Genomic DNA, 21,837 nt, shown 5'->3' on the forward strand with positions numbered 1-21,837 from the left:
GGTTTTTTTATGAAAAAAACGCTGTTTTACGAATTGTCTTGAGAGAGTGTGTAGAGTCTAAAGCCAAAAATAGTGATAAGAATTGAACAAAAATCAATCACAAGTGATAGCAGGATACTAATGCCTGATGAGCCAACGGCTTTTTCTATTAGCATTTGCAGTAGAAAGAGGGAGACAAAAATAAATAAATAGCCTTGCAGCAATGTCCAGAAAAACTCTTTAGACTGCCCCCAGCTTTGCTTAAGGGATGTACTTGCCCCTTTGCCCTCTAGCACGCAGATATAGTCTGCAAACGAAAGGCGCACACCGATAAATACGCCGGGAATGATGAGCATGATCAACCCCGCCATCACCGCCAACCCATTCAGAAGGTAGGTGATCAGTAAGCGCCCCCAGCTACTAATTCCAAGACTAATGGCCTGTAAGGTGGGCAGAGGGTTGCCATCAAGAACCGATTTCATGTAAAAAATGGTTGCCCCCCAGTACAGAGGTAAAAGCGCCAGTTCTAACAGACCGATGAAGACAAAGCTGGATGGGAGTGCCTCCATTTCATCACTGATTTGCCCCATCATACTGAATTTTAGAAGCGCTAGAATAAGTAGAAACGGTAGTTGAATCGCAGCTAATGCCACTAAATGTGATTTGAAAAAGAATAATGCCTGACGCAAGTATTCAAGGGTCATATGGAATCCTTCTGTTTTTTTGGGGCTTGCAGAGTTAAGAGTTTAAAGTGGCCGTTGTCAGCAAAGAGTTTAACATCTCTAAAATACGACACGGCGAGTTTTTCTAAAGCGATGTGTTGGTTCACAACAAAACATGCAATCCCGTTGGGTTTTAACAAGCGCGCCGTTTGGTTTAAAAAACGTTGCGTTAATTCAGATGATGTTGAAAAGCCTGAATGGAAGGGCGGATTGCAGACCACAAGATCAAAAGCGTTGCTTGGCAGTTGAGCGCCGGCATCGGAAGGCACAACCTGTCCTTTATTGCCCAGAGCGATCAGGTTTTCACTGCATGCCAGCAATGCGGCGGCATTATTATCTGTACTGGTTAATTGAATTGGGTAGTGGGCCAGCTCAATGCTTAGATATCCAAAACCACAGCCCAAATCGAGTACGGAACCCTGTATTAATGAAGTATCACCTACCATATCAGGCAATTGATCGATTAGGAAGGCGCTGCCTTTGTCGATTTTTTGCCAGCCAAAGATTCCAGGCTTGGTATAGTAGGTTTTACCATTGTCGAAGGATTGAGCGCGCAGTTCTGCGTAGTTTTGATCGTCAAGCCAGTCGGTATCTGATGTCTGATGGCTTTTGATATGCTCAGACACCCACACACTGCCATTCACTTTACGTTCGACTAAGGGCGTTTGGAAAAGACTGGCCGTTTTACGGCTGAATGTTTTGATGCCTTCTGATTTGTCACCAATTAGAATCAAACACCCATTTTTCTTTAGTAAGCGAAAGGCTTGATTGATGAGATGGTGAACTAGAGGCTTCTCTTTTGAAATACGATAGACGATGCGATCAAATGAAGCATCCGAATGTGTATACAGTGTAAAGTCACCAAATGTGCAAGACCAGCCAGCGCGTTGCAAACTGAGAAATAGGTCGTATCGATTACAGACGACGTCGACGTTTGGGGGGCTAAGGGACACATTGGAAGGCGTATTTTCGTCGGCGAGCCATAGTGTGCGCCCCTGCGATTGAGTGTTCAGGTATTGCATCACCTGTTGAAATGCAAAATCAACGCGCTGCATTGTCTGTCTCAGTTCTCTCTAGGTTAACGTCACGAACTTCCTCTGGTGTAAGCTCTCGATACTCACCGGGCAAAAGGGTTTCATCCAGCTCGATGCGGCCAATTCGTTGGCGGTGCAGTGCCGTCACACGGTTTCCTAACGCTGCAAACATACGCTTGACTTGATGGTAACGCCCTTCTGTGAGTGTCACCCAGCAGTGAGTTGCATCAATGCGTTCAAGGTGAGCAGGCTTTGTGCGTTGTTTTTCCCCCTTGAGGAGAAGGCCTTTTTCAAAATGCACTTCAGCCTTTGCATCCAGCGGATCGGCAAGGCTGACATGGTAGAGTTTATCTGTTTTGTGTTTCGGAGAGGTAACCTGATGCGACCATTTTCCGTCGTCGGTGAGCAGCACTAAACCTGTAGCATCTATGTCTAAACGTCCAGCAATGTGCAGTGCATTTGCTCTTGGAGAGTCAATAAGCGTAAGTACAGTTGGGTGGGTTGGATCGTCCGTCGCGCAGACATAATCGGCAGGCTTATGTAGCATGATATAGAGCGGGCGAGGCTGAGAGAGTAATGTACCCTCCACCTCGACTTCATCGGTCTCTAAAATATGCCGCCCCGAGTCGCGCTCAGGTTCACCATTAACAGATACCAACCACGCATGAATCAGTCGTTTAACATCTTTGCGAGATTGTCCGGTGGCTTGAGCTAAATATTTGTCTAAACGCATAAGGCCTGCTAATTTTTCGAAAAAAGAGAGTATACCTTATCTTAGAATACAGCCAATATCCCTAAAGTTTGTCCCATGAAAGTCATGACCGTTTAGGCTAAAATAGCAGTTCTTAACCGATAGATTGAGGTGGCTGTGAAACTCTTTGTTGATAACCTAACCCATGTTGACTTTTCATACCTTCACCCCCAGCGTGGTTTGGTGGGAGAGTCTTGGGAAGCACAGCTCATCTTAAAAGGTAAGCTCGATGATCAAGGCATGATATGTGATTTTGGTACGGTAAAAAAGCGTATTAAGGCTTGGCTGGATAGTCATATTGATCATATGTTAGTGGTCGCACGTGATATGGCGTCACTGAAGGTGTCTCAAGATGAGCTGGACACAGAAGTTGAATGGTTGTATCCAGACGGGGAGCGTTTCTTTTGTAAGGCACCGCATCAAGCGATTGCACTGCTGCCTGTTGCAGACATTACACAAAAAACGGTGGCAGGTTGGGCTCAAGAACAGTTGTTGGCCTTGTTTCCTGAACAAGTTGAAAGTGTTGAAATCCACTTCGTTGCAGAAAAAATAGAAGGGGCTTTTTATCACTATAGCCATGGACTGCAGCAGCATAAAGGAAATTGTCAGCGTATTGCGCATGGTCACCGTTCTCGTATGGAGGTTAAGCTCGATGGTAAGCGTCGACAAGACATTGAGCTGTATTGGTCTCAGCAGTTTGCGGATATTTATATTGGCACGTTGGCGCACCGAGTAGAGTCCATTGAAGGCGTCAATCGATATGAGTATGTAGCACCTCAAGGGGCTTTTCAGTTGGAGTTACCGGCTCGCTATTGCTATGACTTGACAACTGAGACAACCGTAGAGCAAATAGCGCTACATCTGGCTGAACAGATAAAGGATGAGTATTCAGAGTATGAGGTGGAGGTTCGTGCATTTGAGGGTGTTGGAAAAGGCGCGATCGTTGTAATCGACTAAAGAGGTTTTATGCTTGGTGTCGGTCAGCCATCACGTTTTCGATGGCTGACCAGAGAGGCTGTTAGTCGCGCTCTACTGCAAGCGCTGTTCCCATGCCGCCACCAATACAAAGCGTAGCAAGGCCTTTTTTCGCATCTCTACGTGCCATTTCGTGCAGTAATGAAACGAAAATACGGCATCCTGATGCACCGATTGGATGCCCTAAAGCAATGGCGCCGCCGTTGACATTGACTTTGCTTGTATCCCAGCCTAAGTCTTTGTTTACAGACATGGCTTGCGCAGCAAAGGCTTCATTGGCTTCAACTAGGTCTAAGTCATCGACCGTCCAGCCTGCTTTTTCAAGTGCTTTTTGGGTTGCACAGATAGGGCCAGTACCCATGATTGCAGGGTCAACGCCGGAAGAAGCGTATGCAGCAATGCGTGCAATTGGCGTCAGGCCTAAGGCTTGTGCTTTTTCAGCCGAGCACACGATAACAGCGGCTGCACCATCATTGATTGTGGAGCTGTTACCCGCGGTGACCGTGCCATCTTTCTTAAAGGCAGGGCGTAACTTTTCCAGCATATCAATTGTGCAACCAAAGCGGGGTTGTTCATCTGTGTCAAACACAACGGGATCACCTTTGCGTTGAGGAATCAGCACTGGAATGATCTCGTCTTTGAAACGTCCAGCCGTTACTGCCGCTTCTGCTTTATTTTGGGATGCGAGTGCAAATGCATCTTGTTCTTCACGCGTAAACCCGTACTTCTCAACGATGTTTTCTGTCGTAATGCCCATGTGATAGTTGTTAAAGGCGTCCCATAAACCGTCTTGGATCATGGAGTCGACCATCTTCCAATCCCCCATGCGGGCACCATTACGAGAGTTAGGCAGTATATGTGGAGATTGGGACATGCTTTCTTGACCGCCAGCGATGATCATTTCGGCATCGCCGCAACGAATTGCTTGAACCGCCATTTGAATGGCTTTTAGGCCAGAGCCGCAGACTTTATTGATGGTAATTGCAGGAACTTCTTGTGGAATGCCGGCATGAATAAGTGCCTGACGAGCTGGGTTTTGCCCACAGCCAGCGGTTAACACCTGACCAAAAATGACTTCATCTACTTCCGCAGGGTTAATCGCATGCTTGTCGAGTAATCCTTTAATTACCGTGGCGCCGAGTGTGGCAGCAGGCAAGGAAGCAAGAGAACCATTGAATGCGCCTACAGCCGTTCGGCCAGCAGCAACAATTACAACTTCGCGCATGGGTATTCCTCATGAATTGGTAAAAATATCCTACACCGATTCATGCTCGCGTATGATGTTAAGAAAGTAAATCAAACGCCGAGCATTTCGCAGCGATAAACTATGATGTCTAACCGCTATGTGGGTATCTCGGCAGACCCTTTGAGTCTGCGCGAAATACAGCCGTTCTGTCAAGGTGGATGCTGATTAGAAATAGATCCGAAAGATATTTTAAGTGGGCTTTTTAAAGATCAATCTCGACGTTATCGATCAAGCGGGTATGCCCCATGTACGCGGCAGCCAAAATAACCAGTTTAGTATCATCGGCCTGTGCAGCAAGTAAATCTTCCTGTCTGACTATTCGAAGATAGTCGCGCTTGAATCCTGCCTTTTCGAGAAGGGTGAGGGCAGAGTCTTCCAACTCTCTATATGAGCGCTCTCCTTGATGTATCTTATCAGAACATGCCAATAAAACTTGATGCATTTGACTGGCGGCGGTTAATTCTTCGGCAGATAGATATCCATTACGAGAACTTAATGCTAAACCGGAGTCTGCACGGACAATTGGAATGCCCACGATTTCAATTGGGATGCATAAATCCGCAACCATTTTTCGGATAACACGTAACTGCTGAAAGTCTTTTTTGCCAAAAAAAGCTATGTCTGGCTGTACAATGTTAAACAATTTACAAACAACGGTTGCAACCCCGACAAAATGCCCGGGTCGGCTATGTCCACAATAGAGTTCGGAGAGTCCAGGGACTTCGACAAGTGTTTGTGTGTTGCGGCCTTCGGGATAAATTTCCTGATCGGAAGGGGTGAATAAAAACGAACAACCTGCTGACTCAAGTTTGAGTTTGTCTGCATCGAGTGTACGCGGGTATTTATCTAAATCCTCATTTGCACCAAATTGCAGAGGGTTTACAAAAATACTGGCGACAACTATGTCTGCTTTTTTGACGGCTTCCTCAACTAAACGTATATGACCCGCATGAAGGTTACCCATCGTGGGCACCAGTGCAATGCGCAGACCTTGACGACGTAAGGGCGTTAAAACAGAGCGTAGCTCGTCGATTGTTATAATAGTTTGCATGGCTTAGAAACTCTGTGCTTCGCTCGGAAAGGTGCCATTCTTGACCTCATCGATGTAGCGCAAAATAGCGCCTTCAATGCTACTGCACCCTTCCATGAAGTTTTTAGTAAATTTAGGTCTACGTCCAGGTGTGATGCCTAACATGTCATGTAAAACAAGTACTTGAGCGTCAGTCGCAGGGCCTGCACCAATGCCGATAACAGGGATGCTTGCATTGCGGGTGATTTCTTCAGCCAAGAGTGATGGAACGCACTCAAGCAATAGAAGCTAGCGCCAGCTTCCTCTAAGCGTCGAGCATCCTCAATCATTTCAAGTGCCGAGGATTTATCTTTCCCTTGAACTTTGTAGCCACCTAGTTTGTTCACCGCTTGAGGGGTTAAGCCTAAGTGAGCACAGACAGGGATTCCACGAGTAGCAAGCATTTCGATGCTCTCTGCGAGCCATGCCCCACCTTCGATTTTGACCAGATGAGCACCTGCTTGCATGAGCTGAGCTGCGCTAGACATGCACTGTTCAGTCGTGGCATAGGTCATAAAAGGAAGATCCGCCATAATCATCGCGCCCTGATTCCCTTGGGCAACGCAGCGAGTATGGTAGGCCATTTCTTCAAGCGTGACGGGTAGTGTGCTGCTGTTACCTTGTAGAACCATCCCTAACGAGTCACCGACCAGAATCATTTCGATACCAGCAGTACTCATTAAATGAGCAAAGGTCGCATCATATGCAGTCAGAACTGTAAATTTTTTGCCCGCTTCTTTGAGGCTCGTCAGTGTATGCAGTGTGATGTTACTCATAAATCATCCAGACAAGAAATTGTGCAATGCATTAAAACGACATTATATCTGTATTTGCTTGAGTTTGCCCATTGGACAATTCGCTAGATAGTCTGAAAGCGGGGTTTTATCCGGAAAAATAAAATCAGGAGCTATTTCTGCTAGCGGATACACCACAAAATTGCGTTCAGTCATAAAGGGATGAGGGACCTGTAAGCGCTCTGTTTGAATCGATTCGTTACCGTAAATCAGCAGGTCTAGATCCAGTGTACGCGGCCCCCAATGTTGAACCCTGACTCGCCGATGGCGCTGTTCTAGGGCTTGCAGCTCATCTAGCAGCGCATGGGCTTCTAGGTGGGTGTTTATTTCAGCCACTGCATTGACAAAGTCGGGCTGGTCTTGAGGGCCTACTGGTGCAGATAAATACAGAGATGAATGTTGAATCAGTGTCGATTCAGGCAGTTCTCTCAATTCTAATAATGCTTGTTTCACCTGCTCAAGCGGGACGTCTAAGTTGCTGCCAATGCCGATATAGCAGCGAATCGTAGCGGAACTCATAGACTGGGTTTCCGAGTAATGGGTTTGCGGCGACGTTTTTTTCTAGGGCGTTCATCTGTTGACTTGGCAATGCTCATAAGACGGCGCTGTTCGGCGTTTGCGGATTGATAATCTGTCCACCATTTGCCCAAACCTTGTAAGTCTTCACCTGCGCTTTCGCGTAGTACGATTAAATCATAGGCGGCTCTAAATCGAGGATGCGTGATTAAGGTTTCAGCTTTTTTTCCATGATAGCGTGGAAGTCTTAGTTGCAGTTCCCAAATTTCGCGCATCGGTGTCGAAAAACGTCTGGGAATGGCGGTTGATTTTACCTGCATAGCTAATATCTGGTTGGCCGCTTCGTGCAGTGCAGGCAAGGGTGGTAATTCATCTAAGAGCTCTAAATAACGCTGCTGTAAGGGGTACCAGAGTAACGCGGCAAACATAAATGCCGGTGTTACGCTTTTGCCTTGATCCAAACGACGATCGGTATTGCGAAGAATCTGTGAGATTAGCTCGGCAGTTGGGTAATCTGGATTTTCAAGAATTGCATGCGTGGATGGAAACAGGTATCTGAATAAACCAAAGCGCTGTAATTGACGATATGAGGCGCTGCCATGGCCTGTTTGCAAAAGCTTGAGGGCTTCATCGAATAAACGGGCTGGAGCAATTCGGCTAAGTAAATTGTTCAGTCGATAAATTGGCTCGGCTGTTGCGTCTTCGACTTCAAATCCGAGTTTGGCTGCGAATCTTGCGGCTCGAAGCATGCGGACGGGGTCTTCGCGGTAGCGTTGTTCAGGGTCGCCAATCATGCGAATAATCCGGTTTTGCAAATCAGGATAGCCATTTGCAAAGTCGTGTATGCTGTAGTCGCGAACACAGTAGTACAGGGCATTAATCGTAAAGTCACGACGAAGGGCGTCTTCTTCAATACTGCCATAGACATTATCGCGCAGAATTAATCCCGTGTCTGATTGGCGACCATGTTCACCCGTTTCATTGTCATCTGAATCATGTGCTGCTCGAAAAGTGGCAACTTCAATGATTTCTCTACCGAAACGAACATGAAGCAATTTGAAACGGCGGCCGATCAGTCGTCCTCTATGAAATAGTTCGACGGCTTCTTCTGGGTGAGCTGACGTGGCTACATCAAAATCTTTTGGACGTTTTCCTAAGAGTAGGTCGCGAATACAGCCGCCTACTAAGTAGCTTTCATGGCCTGCATCATGAAGTCTGAAAACAACCTTCATGGCGTTGTCATCTAAAAGATGTCGTGGAATTTGATGAATGTGCTCTGGGATGACACGTTTTTCGCCTAAGTGAAGGTCTTGCATCAGCTGTTCTTTCAGCTCAGGCTCTGGAATCACTTTGTTTGGAATCGGTTTTGGCATGCGCTTCACTAGCAAAACGCCAGAGATAAGGACACACAGAACGATTGCTAAAAAAATAAAAAAGTCTAAACCCGTATTAAGCATCTGTTATTTTTGTTCCATTGAGGAGTGAAGTGTCAAGATTACGCTATCTGCACATAATAACAGTTAAAATTTCGTATGGGGATAGTCATGGTAAGGTCAGATGGGTGTGAGGGATCATGGTGTGGAAGCTGAAGACAGACTAGGCAACAAAGTATGTTGTTGTTTTTCGAGCACTGTGAAAAGTGTTTGTCGGTACTCTGTCTTCAGCTAAGCCTCATTGTTATTTTTATTTGAGGCGCTACATCATAAGTGTTTCAGCGTTTTTATTTTTATTGATGCTGATGTGTCTGTTTTTATTCTTATTGCCCTATATAGAGCAGGTATTGTGCCAACTTATTTAAGTTATTGTTTTATATTTGTTATTTTTGTTTTGGTTAAAAAAGCTGGTTTTTTTTCTAGCATTTGTTACGTGTTCTTCAAGGATAAGTGTTACCTGTGTGTAGTATGGTAACACTTTTCATGAAGTGTAACCGATTTGTAACCCCTCCGTTACAGCTCTGTTAACTTAGGCTTTCTTTTTTCGGTTTGCGAGGAATGCCTAACTTTTGGCGACGCTCCCAAAGGCATTTACGGCTGATGCCTAAGTTTTTAGCTAAGTCCGTTTCATTCATGCTGTCTTGATTCTCTAAGACGTAGCGCTGAAAGTAGTCATCTAGGGATAGGTCGGGTTTTGGTTCGTGCAGGCTTTTTTGCGTTTGGATGGGGTCTGCGGGTGGAGTTGTGTGCGCCGCTGAGATTTTTAATCCTAAAATATCCGGTGTGATGAGTGGGCCTTCCGCCAGAATAACAGCGCGTTCAATCGCATTTTGCAGCTCCCGAACATTGCCTGGCCATAAGTGCGCTTTAATCGCTTGCAAGCTTGCAGCGCTAAATTCTAGTTTTGCATTGTGCTTACGATTTTGTTCACTTAAGAAGATTCGTGCCAGCTCGACGATATCATCGCCTCGCTCACGTAGTGCTGGCATGTTGAGCTCCATGACGTAGAGTCTGTAGTACAAATCCTCCCTAAAGCGACCTTCGCTGGCCATGGCTTTGAGGTCTCGATGTGTGGCGGCAATTAATCGGACGTTTACTTTTCGTGCATGGACTGCGCCTACACGTCGAATTTCGCCTTCTTGAAGGAAACGTAAGAGTCGTGCTTGAGCTTCTAGAGGAAGCTCACCAATTTCATCAAGGAAGAGAGTGCCTTTATCGGCCGCTTCAATTAAGCCGCTTCGGCAGGTGTCAGCACCTGTAAAGGCCCCCTTTTCATGTCCAAACAGTTCAGACTCAATTAAGCTGTCGGGTATTGCCGCACAGTTGACGCTAATCATCGGAGCACTCGATCGCTGACTTTTTTGGTGGATACTCCGTGCAGCCAGTTCTTTTCCTGTTCCTGATTCACCCAGAATTAAGACGGTTGCATCTGTCTGTGCGACTTTATTAATGCGTTTTCGTAACTCAACCACGGCATCACATTCGCCTGTGATGAGGTCAGATTCGACACCGAGCGTATCGTCTAGTACCGGCTCGGTACGGATCAGTTTGCTGATCGTATTTAACATCTCGTCATGATCGAAAGGTTTGGCGACATAATCAACAGCACCAAGTTTCATTGCATCAATCGCGGAACGCATACTGGCATAACTGGTCATGATTAACACCGGTATGTTAGCAAAGTTGCCAATCAGATCTGTACCTGCTCGACCGGGTAAGCGTAAATCACTAATAATAAGATCATAGGCGTGAGCATGCATCAGGGTTTCAGCATCATTGACATTACTCGCGCAATCGGTGCTGTACTGATGTTTAACGAGTAGGCGTTTGAGCGCTTCTCGTATCACTTGCTCATCCTCAACAATCAGAATTCGGCTCATACTACGGGGACCTATTAATTCAAATAGCCTACGGAAGAGCAAATAGCACTTTGCCGTAAGGGAAGCTGAATGATTACCTGAGTGCCTTTGTTCTGTTTTTTGTTGGCAGGACTAATTATTTCAATAGTACCATAATGTTCAGTAATAATATTGTAGACTAACGAAAGTCCTAAACCAGTCCCTTTGCCAGGATCTTTTGTGGTGAAGAAGGGTTCGAACAAGCGAGGGAAGTGTTCTTGGGTGATACCTGACCCCTCATCTGTGACTCTGATCTTAAGGCGGTCATGATGAATACTGGCGTCGATTACAATCTTTGCGCGTTCAGTTGAGGCATCACACGCGTTATTAATCAGGTTAACAAAGACTTGCAGTAATAGCTGTTCATCACCATCACAATATAGCCTTTCGTCTACTTGGTTTGTAATTAGCATATCTTTACCGCGCTCATCTAGACGGACAAGGTCAATCGCTTCTTGAATGCATTGGCATAAATGGACGGGTGCAAACTCTGAGTGTCCGTCATTACTCCCTGTATGTGCAAAGCGTATCAATGACTGAACAATACGAGTGATGCGTGATGTTTGATGTAAAATTTGACTGCCTGTGCGCAGGACTTCGGGATCCTCTGTCTCTAATTTTAGATTTTGTGCTAAGCAGGCAATTCCCGTGACGGGGTTGCCTATTTCGTGGGCGACTCCAGCGGCAAAGCGACCCACTGAGGCTAAACGTTCTGTATGAGCCAAGCGGTTGGCCAGTGCTTTATGCTCAGTCTCATCTTCCACTAATAGAATCAACCCTTTCTCAGGTTGATCGTCTAAATGCGTTTTATGCAAGCTGAACCAATGGGTGATGCCGCCTATATCAATCGTGGTGGCGGGTTGGTAAGTGTCATTGGTGCGAGTGAAGTGGCCTAAAAACTCTGACCAAGGATACGGAAGTGCGGCAATGTTAACACCTAGTGTGGCTTCAGCTGAAAGGCCTGTGTAGTTTTCAAGCGCTTCATTCCAAAACAGTACGTATGCATGTTCATCTAAGGTACAAACCCCAATTGGCAGTCTTTGTAGCGTAAATCGATGGTGTCGTCTCATTCTATCGAGTTCGGCTGCAAGTCCTGAGAGGCGTTCATGGTAGTTTTCCAGTTGATTTTCAAGCAAATGGATTTCACGGCTTTTATACCGACCCTTGGAGTTTATTTCGTTGGGTCGTAGCACTGCTGTTGCTTCAGCTGGCCCGAGAAGACCGGATAGATTGTTTTCAAGTATGTTGCGCAGTCTTAATAGATCTAAGGGTTTCAGCTTGTTGCTCATCGGAAGCTTTAAAAGAGCCAAGGCCGCTTCAATCTCCCTCTGCAGATGCTTTCCCAAGTCGTGAGCTTAGACGCTGGGCGATGTCTTCAAGGGTTTCATGGTCTGAGCTAAAACTGGATGGTCGAGGCAGAGCGTTCAGTACACAGGATAACGCCGTATCTTGCTCTTCGGCGTCAGCGGGGACAACAAAAGACACTAAGATCATGGTTAAGGTATTGATCAGTAAAGATAGTAATGCAAAAAGATACCATTTATCCAACAAGTCTCGGGTAATCAGTGATGCATCGGGGAGTAGCACAGGTAAGAGAATTGTGAAAAACCAAAAGGCGGCGCCAGCGATAAGACCTGATAGAAATCCTATGCGGCTTGCTCTTTGCCAATATAGCGTGGCCAACACGCCGGGTAAAAATTGGACAAAGCCAATAAATGTAATGAGGCCTAGGTATGAAAGTTCATAATGATGATCGAGGTAAACATAGGCGGTGTAGCTGCCGAGCATGACAAACAGAATCAGGCTGCGACGAATCCACAAAAGCCATTTATACATACGAATGGAGTCGGGTAATCGAATAATGGGCAGTAAAAGGTGGTTTTGCATCATGGAGGCGAGTGCAACCGTGGCAACAATGGTGATCCCGCTGGCAGCTGAGAGTCCTCCAATAAAGGTAATGGCACCAAACCACTGTTGGTTGAGCTGATTACCTATGCCAAGCAGAATAAAGTCTGGATGACCCAGCGTGCCGAGTCGTTGACTTGCCCAGAGTAAAATTGGCACACAGAGTGCCATAATCAATAAAAACACGGGCATGATGATCATGGATAGGGTTAAGCTTTTTTCCGTTGCATTTTCACCAAACAATAAATGAAACATGTGTGGAGTGATAAAGGCGGCTGCGAAAAAGACGATGAATAGGGTTCTCCAGCTACCGGATTCAGGTGGCTGTTTCATATTTTGTAGAGCTTCTGGGTGTTGGCTTAACCACTCAGATAAGCCTGAAAACCCGCCGTGTATCCAAATGAAGGCAAAAAGAGTCAGCGTCAGAATGGCGGTTAGTTTAACAATAGACTCAAGGGCGATGGCGACGACAAGTCCGTCATGCCGGCTTCTTAAAGAGGCGTGTCGAGCACCGTATAAAATTGAGAAAAGCGCGATAATTAGACAAAATGCGGCTGCTATTTTGTGGCGGGGAACGCTTGAGTCAATCACATGAACCGATTCGACGAAGGCTTGGATTTGTATCGCCAGTAACGGCATGCTTGCGATTAGAATAAACAGAGTGATTAGGCTGCCAATAAAGGCGCTACGAAAGCGAAATGCAAACAAGTCGGCAACAGAGCTTAATTGGTAGCTGCGCGTGATCCTGAGCAACGGAATTAGAATTAACGGCGCAAGGATAAAGGTTGCGGTGGCACCAAGATAAGAGACTAGATAGGAAAACCCTGTCTCGGCCGCCATGCCAAATGCACCGTAAAATGTCCACGCGCTTGCGTAAACACCCAGAGAAAGAGAGTGAATGATAGGATTCTGAACAAGACGCTGAGGCAGAATGCCTCTCTCGGAGGCGTAGGCGGCTAAGAACAGTAAAAGTAGATAGGTGATGCTCAGCGTTGCAAGTAGATAAATGCTCATGGTTTCATCGCAGTTTGAGCCAAGCAATAAAGCTTGAGATAACAATAATGATCAGCCAAATAAAAAATGGCCATAGCCATCCAGTCCCTCCAAATAGCCATATATCCATCAGAGATGGCAAAATAAAAAAGCCGCTGAGCGTCAATAAAAACAGTAAGCGATGTTGATACATTCACGTCTCTTGCTGATTGGGTAAAACACAGGTGGCTGGAATCTGTTCAATGTGCCAGTTTTTGACTGCCCAGTCGATGATCTCATGTCGATTCGCTTGATGCATGTTTTCTGGTGGATTTTGGCCCAAGCATTTGAGTGCACAGCATAAGTTTTCCACCACCTTGTTATTTGAGATCGCTGGGGCTAGATTTTGCTTGCTGAGTTTCTGACCGTTTGCATAGGTGGCCAGTGGAATGTGAGCATACTCTAGTTTTTGGAAGTTGAAGTGCGATTGTAAGTCGCGTTGTCTAAAGGTCTCCTGCAGCAAATCAGCACCACGAACAATGTGAGTAATCTGTTGCTCATGGTCATCAATGACGACGGCCAGTTGGTAAGCGAAATACCCATCTCGACGTTTTAAAACAAAATCGTCGGGTCTTGGATGAAGCAAAACCTGCTTGCCTTGTATTCGATCTGTGAATTCAGATCCGATCGTGTCTGAGCGCAGTCGAAGTGCAACGCGTGCGTCAGCGTTTGGGGGTGTTTCCCTGCATTTGCCATCGTAAAGGTGGCGTGCATTTCGAGCGTCCAACTCGCTTCGTGCGCAGCCGCAAGGATAGGCCTTTTGCTGGTCTATGAGTTGGTTTAGGTGGGCTTCGTAGAGGTCAAGGCGTTGGCTTTGATAGACAATCGCATCATCCCATTCTAAGCCGTGTGCATCTAAGGTCTGTAGAATCCAATCGTTGGCGTCTTTGACAACACGGGGTGTGTCTACATCTTCAATACGAATTAACCATTTTCCTGCGTGATGGCGCGCATCAAGGAAGCTGGCAAGCGCGGCTAACAATGATCCAAAGTGAAGTGGCCCTGTAGGAGACGGCGCAAAACGACCCGTATATATCATGCGTTGTTTTGTCTATACAAGTACGGGTCAGAAATGCGAACACTGACCCGTCTTAGGTTTAACCTCCAAGCTGCTTTTCTTTAATCTCAGCTAAGGTTTTACAGTCAATACAAAGTGTTGCCGTCGGACGCGCCTCCAGACGACGTATACCGATATCAACACCACAGGCTTCACAGTAGCCATAGTCATCATCTTCGAGGCGCTCTAGCGCTTCATCGATTTTTCGAATTAATTTACGCTCACGATCCCGTGTTCGTAGCTCAAGGCTGAACTCTTCTTCTTGGCTTGCACGGTCAGTTGGATCAGCGAAATTAGTCGCTTCCTCTTTAAGATGAGTGATGGTGCTGTCAACTTCTTCCATCAACTCTTGTTTCCAGGCCTGCAGAATTTCGCGAAAATGCTGTTTCTGCGCATCATTCATGTATTCTTCACCCTCTTGCGCCTGATACGGTGCAGGGTGATGTATTTGAGAGTCGTTGTTGGTTGGCATAGTACAGCCTCACATCGCTTGCAATAATGAAAGGCATTACCAAAGATGAAATGGCCTTTCCGTTATTAGCTTAATACTAATCTACTTAAGATCTGTATTTTAGCATTAAGCCCTAAAAGGCGGTGAAATTACCAGAACCGACATCATTTAACCAGACCTAGAGCAATGAAAAATTGATATTCTCTGATATGCACTATGCTGGTGCGGTACGTTGAGGTTAGTATTCCCGTTTTTAGATGTGCAGGTAGAGTTATGCAAAATCAATGGAGCCTCCGCTCAAAAGAAATCGAGTCCTTTAAAGTGATGGACTTATTAAAGCGGGCCCGAGAGTTAGAAGCCTTGGGGCATGATGTTATTCATCTTGAGGTGGGCGAACCCGATTTTCCGACAGCGGGCCCTATTGTCCAAGCCGCTGCTGCCGCGTTAAATGCAGGTAAAACGCAATACACACCTGCAGCAGGTATTCCTGAGTTACGAGAAAAAATTGCGCAGTTTTATGCAGAGCGCTACAAGGTATGCATCACACCTGAGCAAGTGTTGGTGACACCAGGTGCGTCCGGTGCCCTATTGTTGGCGTTCTCTTTGATTGCCGATGTTGGGAAAACGATCATGATGAGTGATCCGAGCTACCCATGTAATCGTCAGTTTTTACGTCTGCTAGACGCTCGGGGGCAATTGGTGCCCACTGGGCCTGAACAGCGTTTTCAGTTGACGCCGGATTTGATCGCCCAGCATTGGCAGTCGTCTACGGCTGGGGTTTTGTTGGCTTCTCCCTCTAATCCAACTGGAACACTGGTTGATAAAGCTTCCTTGCATGCTATTGCAAATCAAGTCCATGCACTGGGCGGGCAACTGATCGTGGATGAGCTGTATCATGGTTTAACCTACGATACAGATGCTGATACGGTTTTGTCGGTCGATCCGAGTGCTATCGTGATTAACAGTTTTTCAAAGTATTTTGGAATGACGGGGTGGCGGCTCGGGTGGCTTGTTGCGTCAGAAGAGGCGGTTAAAGAGATGGAGAAAATGGCACAAAATCTGTTTATCTCGCCACCGACCTTGTCTCAATATGCGGCTCTCGCAGCTTTTAGTGAAGAGGCAATAAGCGTATTTGAACAGAGGCGTCAGGCATTTGCCCGTCGTCGAAATCTGCTGGTAGAGGGGTTGACGCGTTTGGGGTTTGGGGTGCCTGTCGTACCTGATGGTGCATTTTATGTGTATGCCGATGCATCTCATCTCACCTCAAACAGTTTTGACTTTTGTTGGCAGTTGCTTGAAGACGATTTTATTGCTGTTACACCGGGTGCTGATTTCGGTCACTATCAAGCAGAGCGTTATATACGCTTTTCGTATACAACGAGCTTTGAACGTATTGAGGCTGCCTTGGAGAGATTGGCTGTTCGCTGCGCGTCCTCTAAATCATGATATGAGAATGTAAACTTGATGATCCTGGATAGAGGTTTGGCAAGCGCGTAGCGATTGGTGGCGGCACGGACCTGCTATGCAGACACCGGTTTCCGGTTTGAATAATGCGCCGTGAGTGGCGCATTGGATGAACTGCTTTTCAATGTCCATCAGTTGATTGGTTTGCCATTCCAACCGAATACCTCTATGCGGACAGCGGTTTTCGTATACGTAAACCGCATCTTTGCGTCGCATCACAATGAAGGCTTGTTCGTCGTAATCCAGGTTCACGGCTTGGTTGTCTGGAAAGTCCTCTAGCTGGCCGATATTAAGCATGCTTATCGACCTCCTTGAGGGAGTAGCAAGTTTTGTGCGCGCAGCTGTGATAGCAGCTGTTCTATTGCCTCATCATCCTCAGTGTCCACAGGGAGAGTGATGCGTTTTTCGTCTTCTGTTAGCGGTTGTTGAGTAGTAACTTGTTGATGCATGATGTGAATGTCAGCATCGGACGGGTCTTTACCCTCCTCATTGCGACGAACAAGTCGAGCTTCAACCAAATGAGGTTTGCAGGTGCAGCTAATAATGCGTACTGGCAGTTTCAGTCGTTGAGCAAGTTCGATGTAGCTTTTGCGGGTAATGCGTCGAATAAATGTGGCATCGACGACAACCGTTTGCCCTGAACGTAACAGCTGTTCAGCTAGATCGCGTAAGCGGTGGAAGGTGCGTGTGTTCATGTCGGCGCTATAAAGCTCGATTTCTTCACCTTGCAAACTTAATTGATGATGCAATCGTTTGCGTTCTACATCAGATCGAATACGGATGGCGCCAATCTCTTCAACCAGTTGTTTGCTTAAGTAACTTTTACCACTGCCGGAAACACCATGCATCAAGTAAAGTGCTGGAGGTGGCGGAGTGCAGTAGCGTTCAGTTAGGTGCAGGTAATGTCGGAAGCTGGCGGTATCGGGGTGCTCGCCCAGTAATGCAACTTTAGCACGGACCATAGAGCGGTAAGCTTTGTAGAGATTCAGTAATCTGATGCCGCCATAATCCCCATTTTTTTCTAAATACAGATTTAGGCATCGATTTGCCCAGCGAGGCTGGTGATTAGCCTCTAGATCCATCAATAGAAACGCAAGATCAGAGAGTGTATCGATCCAACGAAACTGTAGGTTAAATTCGATGCAATCGAAAAGTCGCAATTGATCATGAAATAAGGTGATGTTTGCTAGATGCAAGTCGCCATGGCACTCTCGAACATGTCCTTGCTTTTTCCGCTCAATCAGCAAAGGAGCGAGCTCTTTAAAGTCTTGTGCGGTTTGGGTATGAAGGCGTAAGAGCAAAACGGAGTCCTCAAGCGCTTGAGGGTTTTGATTACAATGTTCATAATTGTCTGAAATCAGTTGCCAAAGGGTTTCGGGCTCACCCCAAGGGCTGTCTTGTGCCACAATGGGGATTCGCTGGTGAAAATCGGCAATCTGCAATGCCAGTGTGTCAATCCAGCGCGCTTCAAAGAGCTGTTTAGCGAGTTGGCGATCCAAGCGGTGTTCTGGATCAAATTGCGCCATTTTAACAGCGTATTCGATGGGATTTGAGGCGTCACCGATTTTAGGGTCACTATGAGTACCGCTAATCGCAATGACGTCTTGATAAATATCGGGTGCTAATCGCTGATTTAAGCGCAATTCTTCTTCACAACACACACGGCGCTGTTCTAATGATGTAAAATCCAGAAATCCAAAGTTAACCGGCTTTTTAATTTTATAGGCGAACGTGCCGGTCAGCAGAAGCCACGAGATATGAGTTTCAATCACCTCAATGTGGCTACAAGGATGTGGGAAACGATCTGGATTCATTAATGAATGTATCAGTGTTTTTAACATTTTGCTCTGCTGCTGCCTCTTGTTATCAGAGATTATACAAGTCTAATGTCAAAAAAGAGAGTTAAAACCACACGTAGACGTGGTCAGAATCAAAAGAAGTCTACGGGCAGAGCCATATTTAAATGGATGTTTGCTGCATTTTTAAAATTATCCATCTTGGGTGCTGTTTTTTTTGCGGTGGTTTTGATCTATGTCGATGGTCAGGTTCGCGAAAAATTTGAAGGAAAGCGATGGGCGTTACCTGCAAAGGTGTATGCTCGTCCCTTAGAGCTCTATCCCGGGCAGTCTATTAGCATTCAGGACCTTCGCGAGGAGTTGACGGGGCTTGGTTATCGCTTTGTAAATGCGGCACAAGGGCCGGGTAATGTTGAAGTGGCGAACAATCGAGTACGTGTTCTTACACGAGGATTCGATTTTCCGGATGGTGCAGAGCCTCAGCGTCGTTTGATGCTTGAGTTTTCGGGCGAGCGTTTGCAGCGGGTGCATGATGAAGCTCGTAATGAACACCTGCCTTTGGTGCGCATGGAGCCTATTCAAATTGGCGGTATATACCCGCATAGTAATGAAGATCGTGATTTAATTCGGATTGAAGAAGCGCCTCCTTTTCTAAAGGAAGCGTTGTTAGTCGTGGAAGACCGAGACTATTACTCGCATCATGGTGTCTCTATCAAGGGCATCAGTCGTGCACTGTGGGTGAATATTCAAGCGGGCCGCTTTGTGCAGGGTGGAAGTACACTGACGCAGCAGCTGATCAAAAATTTTTATTTAACATCTGAACGAACCCTTTCGCGTAAACTGCTTGAGTTGCCCATGGCATTGGTCATGGATTTCCGTTATGAAAAAGACGAAATCCTAGAGGCCTATTTAAATGAAGTCTATTTAGGCCAGTCGGGGACTCGTGCGGTACATGGCTTTGGTTTAGCATCTCAATTTTATTTTTCACGCCCGGTGACTGAATTGGAGCTGCATCAGGTTGCTCTGTTGGTTGCGATGGTGAAAGGGCCGTCTTTCTATGATCCGCGCCGCAATCCTGAAAGAGCCATGCAGCGTCGAAACCTGGTTTTGAGTATGCTTAGGGATCACGGCTATATTAGTGATAGCCAATTCCAAGAGGTGGCGGCTCTGCCTTTGGGGATCGCGCAAGCGCGTAGTCTTCATAAAGGGGCCTATCCTGCGTACCTTGATTTAGTCAGAAGGCAGTTACGTAAAGATTATCGTGATGAAGACTTGTCTTCAGAAGGATTGCTGATTTTCACGGCCTTAGATCCGTTGGTTCAGTCACGAGCCGATCAGTCGATGGTGACGGTTCTGAATGATCTTGAAAAACGGCATGGCGCAAGAGGGAAGGACCTTCAAGGAGCAATGGTTGTCACAGACCCTCAAACAGGAGAGGTGCTTGCTGTTGTCGGAGGTAAAGATACGCGTTATGAAGGCTTTAATCGTGGCTTGGATGCCGTTCGTCCAATTGGATCCTTAGGTAAGCCTGCTGTTTTCCTTGCCGCATTAGAGCAGGGATACACTCTGGCTAGCGTATTGCAAGACACACCGATTAATATGCGTTTGCCAAATGGGGATGTGTGGTCACCACAAAACTTTGATCGGCAAACCTATGGCAATGTACTGATGCATAGAGCGTTGGCGCGTTCATTAAACTTATCCACCGTTAACTTAGGCATGGCGATTGGTCTACCAAAAGTTGTGGATGTTCTAAAGCGATTAGGGGTTGAGCGAGATATTCAGTTGTTTCCATCAATGTTGCTTGGGGCACAAGGGATGGCGCCAATTGAGGTCGCTGAAATGTATCAAACCTTTGCTTCAAATGGTTTTAGAATGCCTTTGCGATCCATTCGAATGGTGACAACGGCTGATGGCGAAGAGTTGTCGAGATACCCTTTCCAACTACGTCAGCAAGTGGATGCTGCATATGTTCATCTGATTCAGTATGCGATGCAGGAAGTGGCTCGTGAAGGAACGGCTCGAAGTATTTATCAACGTTTACCGACGTCTTTAAATGTCGCAGGTAAAACGGGAACCAGTAGCGATCAGCGTGATAGCTGGTTTGCAGGCTATACGGGTAATCGGCTAGCCGTCGTATGGGTGGGTCGTGATGATAATAGTCAGCTACCGTTTACGTCGACAGGTGGTGCCTTGCCCGTATGGATTGAGTTTATGGCACGTGACAAGCCTGAACCTCTAGTGGCTGCACGTCCGTCTGGTATAGAGTATGTTTGGATAGATGAAGAAACGGGGTTGAGGTCGGACCCTTTATGTCAAGGCTCAAGACAATTACCCTTTATCACGGGTTCTGCACCACAGGTTAGTGTAGACTGTGGTCAGCATCCGTCAGTGAATACACCAACGCCGGTGGAGCCGTCGAGTGGATGGTTGAGAAATTGGTTGCGATGAGGAAAGATAAATGAAACACACTAAATGGATTCTGATTTCTGGGAGCCTGTTATTGGCAGGTTGTGCAACCTCCAATCCGTTCACGAATATTCCGGTTGAAGATAGGACAGGGCGTCCTGTGCAATCAACGCCCCCCGCGCCAGTCGCGACACCGCCAAGTGGTGTGATAGTTACGCCTGTGGACCCAGGTTTGGGTGTTACGCTTCCAGGTGAAATTCCGGTGGTTAGAATGCAAAGAGATTTGCCGCCTGCCGATGAAGTTTGGCAGCCCGTAACTCCGCAACAGAGCGCACCTGCGCCATCAGTACCTTCAAGTTCCGCACCGTCGGTGCCTGAAAATACAGCCGTAGTTGCTTTGCTTGAAGCCGCTCGATCTGACACCAATAGTGGTGACCTAAGAGGTGCTCAGTCGCGTCTGGAGCGTGCGCTTCGCATCTCTCCAAGAGAGCCTGATGTGTATTACGAGTTGGCCGAAGTAAAGCGTCAGTTCGGGCAGTTCTTGGATGCTGAACAGGTCGCCTTGCGGGGGGTAGGGGTTGCTGAAGGGCAGCCAGCTCAGCTTCGAAAACTGTGGATTTTGATTAGCCAAATCAGAACGGAGGCCGGTGATTTGGCGGGTGCAGAAGAGGCAAGGGAGCGTGCCTCTAAGTTTTAGAAAACTCATCTAGCAGTGCGCTAGCGGCTAAAGGGATGAAGGCGGCTAGTGCAAAGTTAAAGAAAATTGGGTTCCCTGCTGTTCCTATCAAAGGAATGAAAGAAAAGAACACAAGTCCTATACTCGCAACGAACGCGCTGCTTAAGCCTTTAATCTTTGCCGTTGCCTTTTTGAACAACAGACTTCCTGCAAATAAAGCCAGCAGAATCGCAATTGAGAGTGCATGTGCGTACAGCACGGCATACCCCATCGCGCGTGATAGTTCAAAAAATGCAATGAGGCCTAAAAGCCAGCGTCCCCATCCTGCCATCGACCAATGCCACTGCTGTCCCGTTGCGAGAAAGACCGTGGCTATAAACGGCAGAGCGACGTACATACTCAGGTTTTCGGTCATTTGTAGAAGTGTCATTTGTTGCGGACCTTGTGTGAGTACGAGATGTGAGAGTGCATAGGCTGTCACAAACAGTGAGCTGAGGGCAAAAACCCTCACTTTGTAGTGAGTCTCAGGCTCTGCTGACCTCAGCCGCTTGAGCAGCCAAACGGCTGCTAAGCTGCTGCTCATCAATAGAATCACATGGGAAACAGATTCAATCATTGAGGCCTCATGAG

20 protein-coding genes and 1 pseudogene are annotated in these 21,837 nt (G+C 46.7%); 4 read left to right on the plus strand and 17 right to left on the minus strand.

Annotation, left to right across the window (positions count from 1 at the left end; genetic code table 11):
• Nucleotides 1–26: 26 nt before the first annotated feature.
• Genes D791_RS17140 through rsuA form a run of 3 tightly spaced genes read right to left on the minus strand, consistent with a single transcriptional unit; the run spans nt 27 to nt 2,468 of the window.
• Nucleotides 27–683, minus strand: a complete 657-nt coding sequence (locus tag D791_RS17140; RefSeq protein ID WP_036514258.1) for a YciC family protein — start codon at nt 681–683, stop codon at nt 27–29.
• Nucleotides 680–1,756 carry a class I SAM-dependent methyltransferase gene (locus tag D791_RS17145; protein WP_051514650.1) on the minus strand — a complete coding sequence of 359 codons (1,077 nt, stop codon included), beginning with the start codon at nt 1,754–1,756 and terminating at the stop codon, nt 680–682. Before D791_RS17145 ends, D791_RS17140 begins: the two co-directional genes overlap by 4 nt.
• Nucleotides 1,743–2,468 carry a 16S rRNA pseudouridine(516) synthase RsuA gene (gene rsuA, locus D791_RS17150; protein WP_036514261.1) on the minus strand — a complete coding sequence of 242 codons (726 nt, stop codon included), beginning with the start codon at nt 2,466–2,468 and terminating at the stop codon, nt 1,743–1,745. Before rsuA ends, D791_RS17145 begins: the two co-directional genes overlap by 14 nt.
• A gap of 135 nt (nt 2,469–2,603) precedes the next feature.
• On the opposite strand from rsuA, the gene D791_RS17155 reads away from it, so the two are divergent.
• Nucleotides 2,604–3,443, plus strand: a complete 840-nt coding sequence (locus tag D791_RS17155) for a 6-carboxytetrahydropterin synthase (RefSeq protein ID WP_036514262.1) — start codon at nt 2,604–2,606, stop codon at nt 3,441–3,443.
• A 61-nt stretch (nt 3,444–3,504) separates the two neighbouring features.
• Here D791_RS17155 and D791_RS17160 read toward each other — a convergent pair whose 3' ends face one another.
• The 11 genes and pseudogenes from D791_RS17160 to dksA form a co-directional block, all read right to left on the minus strand.
• Nucleotides 3,505–4,686, minus strand: coding sequence for an acetyl-CoA C-acetyltransferase (locus D791_RS17160; RefSeq protein WP_036514266.1), 1,182 nt, complete (start codon nt 4,684–4,686; stop codon nt 3,505–3,507).
• A 223-nt stretch (nt 4,687–4,909) separates the two neighbouring features.
• Nucleotides 4,910–5,758: a pantoate--beta-alanine ligase gene (panC, locus tag D791_RS17165; RefSeq protein WP_036514267.1), complete on the minus strand. Its 849-nt coding sequence runs from the start codon at nt 5,756–5,758 to the stop codon at nt 4,910–4,912.
• A gap of 3 nt (nt 5,759–5,761) precedes the next feature.
• Nucleotides 5,762–6,552: pseudogene (gene panB, locus D791_RS17170) on the minus strand (3-methyl-2-oxobutanoate hydroxymethyltransferase).
• A 42-nt stretch (nt 6,553–6,594) separates the two neighbouring features.
• Nucleotides 6,595–7,089, minus strand: coding sequence for a 2-amino-4-hydroxy-6-hydroxymethyldihydropteridine diphosphokinase (gene folK, locus D791_RS17175; RefSeq protein ID WP_036514269.1), 495 nt, complete (start codon nt 7,087–7,089; stop codon nt 6,595–6,597).
• Entirely contained in the window at nt 7,086–8,543 is a 1,458-nt protein-coding gene (gene pcnB / locus D791_RS17180; protein ID WP_237748698.1) for a polynucleotide adenylyltransferase PcnB, read from the minus strand. Before pcnB ends, folK begins: the two co-directional genes overlap by 4 nt.
• 500 nt (nt 8,544–9,043) lie before the next feature.
• Entirely contained in the window at nt 9,044–10,399 is a 1,356-nt protein-coding gene (locus tag D791_RS17185) for a sigma-54-dependent transcriptional regulator (RefSeq protein ID WP_036514271.1), read from the minus strand.
• Between the two features lie 14 nt (nt 10,400–10,413).
• Nucleotides 10,414–11,763, minus strand: coding sequence for a sensor histidine kinase (locus D791_RS21225; RefSeq protein ID WP_237748699.1), 1,350 nt, complete (start codon nt 11,761–11,763; stop codon nt 10,414–10,416).
• On the minus strand, nt 11,735–13,336 hold the full coding sequence (locus tag D791_RS21230) for an SLC5/6 family protein (protein ID WP_237748700.1): 1,602 nt from the start codon (nt 13,334–13,336) through the stop codon (nt 11,735–11,737). The genes D791_RS21225 and D791_RS21230 overlap by 29 nt, the downstream gene beginning before the upstream one ends.
• Before the next feature lie 4 nt (nt 13,337–13,340).
• Nucleotides 13,341–13,508 carry a hypothetical protein gene (locus D791_RS20125; protein ID WP_157682421.1) on the minus strand — a complete coding sequence of 56 codons (168 nt, stop codon included), beginning with the start codon at nt 13,506–13,508 and terminating at the stop codon, nt 13,341–13,343.
• Nucleotides 13,509–14,393 carry a tRNA glutamyl-Q(34) synthetase GluQRS gene (gene gluQRS / locus D791_RS17195; RefSeq protein WP_036514273.1) on the minus strand — a complete coding sequence of 295 codons (885 nt, stop codon included), beginning with the start codon at nt 14,391–14,393 and terminating at the stop codon, nt 13,509–13,511. It lies immediately after the preceding gene.
• 58 nt (nt 14,394–14,451) lie between these two features.
• The gene (gene dksA / locus D791_RS17200; protein WP_036514275.1) at nt 14,452–14,883 is read right to left on the minus strand and encodes an RNA polymerase-binding protein DksA; all 432 of its coding nucleotides are present in this window, start codon (nt 14,881–14,883) and stop codon (nt 14,452–14,454) included.
• A 252-nt stretch (nt 14,884–15,135) separates the two neighbouring features.
• Between dksA and D791_RS17205 the strand changes: the two genes are divergently transcribed.
• Nucleotides 15,136–16,308 (plus strand): pyridoxal phosphate-dependent aminotransferase, encoded by a 1,173-nt coding sequence (locus tag D791_RS17205; RefSeq protein WP_036514277.1) that lies wholly within the window; start codon nt 15,136–15,138, stop codon nt 16,306–16,308.
• Here D791_RS17205 and D791_RS17210 read toward each other — a convergent pair.
• On the minus strand, nt 16,303–16,623 hold the full coding sequence (locus D791_RS17210; RefSeq protein WP_036514280.1) for a Rieske (2Fe-2S) protein: 321 nt from the start codon (nt 16,621–16,623) through the stop codon (nt 16,303–16,305). The two genes, D791_RS17205 and D791_RS17210, sit on opposite strands and share 6 nt — an antisense overlap.
• A gap of 2 nt (nt 16,624–16,625) precedes the next feature.
• Entirely contained in the window at nt 16,626–18,167 is a 1,542-nt protein-coding gene (locus D791_RS17215) for a bifunctional aminoglycoside phosphotransferase/ATP-binding protein (RefSeq protein WP_036514283.1), read from the minus strand.
• Nucleotides 18,168–18,212: 45 nt separating this feature from the next.
• On the opposite strand from D791_RS17215, the gene mrcB reads away from it, so the two are divergent.
• Entirely contained in the window at nt 18,213–20,573 is a 2,361-nt protein-coding gene (mrcB, locus tag D791_RS17220; protein WP_036514285.1) for a penicillin-binding protein 1B, read from the plus strand.
• Between the two features lie 10 nt (nt 20,574–20,583).
• A complete protein-coding gene (locus D791_RS17225) occupies nt 20,584–21,228 on the plus strand; it encodes a tetratricopeptide repeat protein (protein ID WP_036514288.1) in 645 nt (214 codons plus the stop codon).
• On the opposite strand, the gene D791_RS19315 is transcribed toward D791_RS17225, so the two are convergent.
• A complete protein-coding gene (locus tag D791_RS19315; protein ID WP_051514651.1) occupies nt 21,218–21,823 on the minus strand; it encodes a hypothetical protein in 606 nt (201 codons plus the stop codon). The genes D791_RS17225 and D791_RS19315 overlap by 11 nt on opposite strands.
• Nucleotides 21,824–21,837: the final 14 nt, after the last annotated feature.

This window comes from Nitrincola nitratireducens, assembly GCF_000585235.1.
In the GTDB taxonomy this organism is placed as follows: Bacteria; Pseudomonadota; Gammaproteobacteria; order Pseudomonadales; family Balneatricaceae; genus Nitrincola; species Nitrincola alkalisediminis.